Consider the following 4,895-nt stretch of genomic DNA (forward strand, 5'->3'; position numbering starts at 1 on the left):
CACGCGCCGCCTCGCTCCCGTGGCCCAGCCCGTCGGCCAGCATCAGGGTCAGCCGGTCACCGGACCTGACCCAGGCCCAGGCGTCCCCCGAGAAGTCCGCCCCGGCGAACGGGACGTTCACCCCGCCGACGCGCACGCCGGGGGCCTCGGCCGGGACCTCGCCGGCGGCGGAGCCGATGCGGGCCACCGCCACGGTGCCCCGGCCGAGGGCGCTGTGCAGAGCGAAGTCGTCGGCCAGGCGCCGGCAGGTGCCGAGGCCCGCGCCGAGCGAGTCGGTGGTGGAGAACCCGTCCCGCAGCGCGCCGTCCACGTCGGAGATCCCCGGCCCGTGGTCGAGCGCGGTGATCTGCACGACCCGTCCCGGCCGGCCCTCACCCGGTACGGGCGGATCCACGACGTCGACGACCACCTCTCCCGCCTGCGCGTGCTTGAGGAGATTGGTGGCGAGCTCGGTCGCCACCAGCGCCGCGTCGGCGGTGCGCCGTTCGTCGAGACCGGCCTCCGCCGCGGCCTCCTCCGCCGCGACCCGGACGTCACGCACCCGGGTCGAGTCCTGCACCGGCACGTACCGGACGCGGGGCATCAGACGTCCTCACGCCGGCGCGGCGGCCGGGCCACCCACGAGGTCACCCGCACCGTGGTCCCCGACTCCGGGACGCTCTCGACCTCGAAGTCGTGCACCAGGCGCCGGGCGCCGCCCAGCCCCATCCCCAGCCCGCCGCCGGAGGTGTAGCCGTCGCTGAGCGCCCGGTCGAGGTCCGGGATGCCGGGGCCCGAGTCGCTGAAGGCCAGCCGCAGCCCGTCGACCCCGCCGGTGGTGACGTGCGACGCCTCCATCAGGCCGCCCCCGCCGTGCACCAGGGTGTTGCGGGCCAGTTCGCTGGCGGCGGTCACCAGTTTCGTCTGGTCCACCAGACCGAAGCCGAGCCGGGCGGCGGCCTGCCGCACGTGCTGACGTACCCACACCAGGTCCATGTCCGACCGGATGGGCAGGCGGGCCTCGACGCCCGCGGCGGTGGACATCACGGACTCTCCTCGCGCGTGCCGCCGGAACGCGGCGGCACGACGGGCTGCGCGAGAAGCTCCATCGCCGCCTCGGTGGTGAGCGCGGTCCGCAGCCCCGGCAGCGTCAGACCCAGCTCCACCAGGGTGATGGCGACCGCGGGCCGCATGCCGGCCACCACGGTGCGCGCGGCCAGCAGCTCGGTCTGCGCCGCGGTCTCGGCCAGCACCCGGCCGAGGAAGGAGTCGACGATCTCCACCCCGGAGATGTCGATGACCACCCCCGTGGCCCCGCTGCGGGTGATCGTCTCGGAGAGGTCCTGCTGAAGCTGGTGTGCCGTGCTGTCGTACAGGTCCCCCTGGAGGGTGACCAGCAGAACGTCACCGAGCCTGAGGACCGGCACATGTCCCGCGACCGGGCGGGCGAACCCCTCGTTCACCGCCGGCCCGCTCCGTCGGGGGCCGCGTGCACGATGTTCGTCCCCAGCTCGTGCAGGCAGTACCCGAGCGCGTCGGCGAGGCTCGCCCGCGTCTTCACCGTGCCGAGGTCCAGACCGAGGTGCACGATGGTCTGCGCGATCGCCGGGCGGATGCCGGACACCACGCACTCCGCGCCCATCAGCCGGGCCGCGGCGACCGTCTTCATCAGGTGCTGCGCCACCAGGGAGTCGACCGTCGGCACACCGGTGATGTCGAGGATCGCGAACCGGGCGTGCTGCTCGACGACCGCGTTCAGCAGGGTCTCCATCACCACCTGGCTGCGGGCGCTGTCCAGCGTCCCGATCAGCGGCACCGCCACGATGCCGTCCCACAGCTTGATCACCGGCGTCGCCACCTCCAGCAGCTGCAGCCGCTGCCGGTCGATGAGGGACTGCGTCTCGCTCAGCGCCGTCTGCATGGCCACCAGACGCAGTGTGCCCAGAAGCATGCTGAGCGTGGTCGACCACGCCCGCAGTTCCTCCGGCGACGCCTGGTCCGATTCGGCGACCAGGAGATTCTCGGCCGGCGGCCACAGCGCCGCCAGCTCGCTCGACACCTGCGTGTTGGACAGTCCCGCGCGGGAGCGGGCCGCCCCCATCCGGGCCAGCTGCTCGCGCACCGCCGAGAAGCCCGCGGCGTCCGGGTCCTCGACCTGCTGCGCGTCGGCGACCCGGGCCAGCGCGTCGACGACCGCCTTCCCCGCCTCCACCGCCTCGTCGCGCGAGGTGGTGAACACCGTACGGAACAGGGGCTCGTCCGCCCACCGCTGGGCGATCTGCTCGCGCCGGCGCCGCAGGAAGTCCCTGACCTCGTGCGCCGGTGTTCCGAGTGATCCGCCCGTTTCGTGCTCCGGCACCTGTTTGTTCTCCTCGTCGTCGTCGCGTCGCACCGCGCCCCAACGCCGGGACCGCGATGCGACCTTGGCCGGATGGCCACTCTAACCACGCTCGGGCGCCGTGGACGCCGGAGTGTGCGGACCGCGCTCAGACCTCCGGTTCGACCGGGGTTCCCGGCAGCCCGTCCACGCGCTTCAGCGCCTCGTCGACGCTCTCCGAGACGGGCACGGTGATGCTCACCCCCGTCAGGTCCAGGATGCGGCGCACCGCGGAGGTGGGGGAGATGATGTGCACGCTCCCCGGCAGCTCACGGGCCTCCTGGTAGACCCGGAGGATGATGTTCATGCCGGACGAGTCCATGAAGGGGACCGCCGACAGGTCGAGCAGGAAGTGCCGGCGGCCGTGATGCAGCTGGTTCGCCAGGTGGTGCTGGAACTCGGTCGCCGTGTCGACGTCCAAGTACCCCTCCACCGTGAGCAGCGCCACGTCCTCACGCGGCAGGGTCACCTCGACGGACAACGGGTCCTGGGCAATGGGCACGAGTACCTCCAACAAGGTGATCAAGCTCTTCGTCGCGCAGCCGCGCGTACCCCCGAATCGCCCGGTCATGCCTCGGCCCGCCGGGCGGGCCGAGGCACCCTCCTCAGCCGACCCGGATGCCGACGATGCAGGTGTCGTCGTCCGTGTCCGACCTGCTGTACGTGAGCAGCCGGTCCAGCCGCTGGTCGAGCGTGTCCGGGGCCGAGGCCGCGGCGGTGAGCAGATGGGTCAGGGACTCCTCCACACTGCGGTCCCGGCGCTCGATCAGACCGTCCGTGTACATCAGCAGGTTGTCCTCGGCGGCCAGCCGCACCTCCGACTCCTCGTACACCGCCTCCGGTACGGCACCGAGCAGCATCCCGCGCACCAGCGGCAGCGGAGCGGCCTCGGAGCCCCGCACCAGCACCGGCGGCAGATGCCCCGCACGGGCCCACCGCAGGGTGCGCGAGTCCGGGTCGTACAGGCCGCACACGGCGGTGGCGGTGACGCCGCCCGTCAGGTGGTGCGTCACGATGTTCAGCCAGGACAGCAGCTGTCCGGGGCCCGCCCCGGTGACCGCGAGGCCGCGCAGCGCGTTGCGCAGGACGACCATGCTGGTCGCCGCCTCGATGCCGTGGCCGGCGACGTCGCCCACGCACAGCAGCACCAGCCGGGACGGCAGCACCACGGCGTCGTACCAGTCGCCGCCCACCAGCTGCTCGGCCTCCGCGGGCCGGTAGCGGACGGCCACGTCCAGGTCGGGCACCTGCAGCGGCGCCTGGGTGGGCGGCATGATGGCGCGCTGCAACTGCAGTGCCAGCCGGTCGCGCTCGCTGGCCTGCTGCTCGGTGTGCGCGAGCTGGTCGCGGGTGGCGGCCAGCGCCACCTCCGTCCAGTGCTGGGCGGAGATGTCCTGGTAGGCGCCGCGGGTGGTGAGCAGCCGGCCGTCGGTGTCCAGGACCGGCTCGGCGACGACCCGGATGTGCCGGGTCACCCCGTCGGGGCGCTGCAGCCGGAAGGCGGCCGACGCCGGCCGCCGGTGGTGCAGCAGCGTGCGCAGGAAGCGGCCGATGGTGACGGCGTCGTCCGGGTGGGCGTGCGCCGGCAGCTCCTCCAGCGGCACCGGCGGACTGGACTCGGGACGCCCGTACAGGTCGAAGAGCTGCCCGTTCCAGGTGATCTCCCCGGTCAGCAGGTTCTCCTCGAAACCGCCGATCCGGCCGAGCCGCTGGGCGTGCTGGAGCAGGCTCGCCAGGCGGGCCGTCTCGTCCTCGATCCGCCAGATGAACAGGATGCCGGAGCCGTGCCGGCTGACGCTGATGTCGGCCACCGACGCCAGCGGCACCTGGTCGACGAGGGCGGTCAGGTTCATGCGCCGGGCGCGGAACGGCTCCCCCGTGGCGTACACCCGTTCGATCCGCTGGAACAGCTCGCTGTTCCCGGCGGCCATCGGGTAGGCCTCCAGGAGCAGCGCGCCGCTGACCATGGCGCGCGGCCGGCCCGCCGGGTCCAGGAAACGGCTGTTGACGTGCTGGATGCGGAAGTCCAGCAGGTTGCCCTGGTCGTCCAGGTGCGGCACCAGGACGAGCGCCGGGTCGTACAGTCCGTCGGCCAGGTCCATCAGCTCCGCGGCGTCCGGCAGCACCCGGGGCTGCACGGCCGGGCCGTCGGGCACCGTGTACGTCTCCAGGGTGTGCGCGCACAGCTCCGCCAGGGCCTCCACCTGGCGCACGATCTGCGGTGGCTGCTCGGGCAGCGGGTCCGGCCAGACGATCTCCAGCACGCCGTACACACGGCCCCCCGTGCCGGCGGGCAGGGCCGCCCGGCCGCCGTCCGGGTGGTGGTGCCGGCCGACACTGGGCAGGCCCCTCTCGGCCAGCGACGTGATCCACAGACCGTCGCGCTCCGCCAGGCCGCACCGGGCGACCGTCGCCACGTCCGGCGGCACGTAGTACCAGCGCGCCGCCTCCGCGGGGGAGAACCCTGCGCTGCCCGCCAGGGTGAGCGACCCGTCGGCGCCGGCCGCCCAGATCGCCACCGCCACCGCGCCCAGCGGAC

6 protein-coding genes are annotated in these 4,895 nt (G+C 73.5%); all 6 read right to left on the reverse strand.

What is annotated here, in order from left to right; translation table 11 throughout:
* Nucleotides 1-583: ATP-binding protein (locus B7767_RS12335; protein WP_179167126.1), on the reverse strand; the 583-nt coding region annotated here is incomplete at its 3' end.
* The gene (locus B7767_RS12340; protein ID WP_085572236.1) at nucleotides 583-1,023 is read right to left on the reverse strand and encodes an anti-sigma regulatory factor; all 441 of its coding nucleotides are present in this window, start codon (nucleotides 1,021-1,023) and stop codon (nucleotides 583-585) included. The genes B7767_RS12335 and B7767_RS12340, both read right to left, overlap by 1 nt.
* The gene (locus tag B7767_RS12345) at nucleotides 1,023-1,442 is read right to left on the reverse strand and encodes an STAS domain-containing protein (protein ID WP_085572237.1); all 420 of its coding nucleotides are present in this window, start codon (nucleotides 1,440-1,442) and stop codon (nucleotides 1,023-1,025) included. The genes B7767_RS12340 and B7767_RS12345 overlap by 1 nt, the downstream gene beginning before the upstream one ends.
* A complete protein-coding gene (locus B7767_RS12350; protein ID WP_085572238.1) occupies nucleotides 1,439-2,338 on the reverse strand; it encodes an STAS domain-containing protein in 900 nt (299 codons plus the stop codon). Before B7767_RS12350 ends, B7767_RS12345 begins: the two co-directional genes overlap by 4 nt.
* Nucleotides 2,339-2,465: 127 nt before the next feature.
* A complete protein-coding gene (locus B7767_RS12355) occupies nucleotides 2,466-2,858 on the reverse strand; it encodes an STAS domain-containing protein (RefSeq protein ID WP_085572239.1) in 393 nt (130 codons plus the stop codon).
* A 103-nt stretch (nucleotides 2,859-2,961) separates the two neighbouring features.
* The coding region (locus B7767_RS12360) for a PP2C family protein-serine/threonine phosphatase (protein ID WP_085572240.1) at nucleotides 2,962-4,895 on the reverse strand (1,934 nt) is incomplete at its 5' end.

Source organism: Streptomyces sp. 13-12-16, from assembly GCF_002114215.1.
In the GTDB taxonomy this organism is placed as follows: domain Bacteria; phylum Actinomycetota; class Actinomycetes; order Streptomycetales; family Streptomycetaceae; genus Streptomyces.

Coding starts and splice junctions, on each gene's coding strand:
- B7767_RS12340 (WP_085572236.1), bottom strand. CDS start 1,023: ATGTCCACCGCCGCGGGCGTCGAGGCCCGCCTGCCCATCCGGTCGGAC.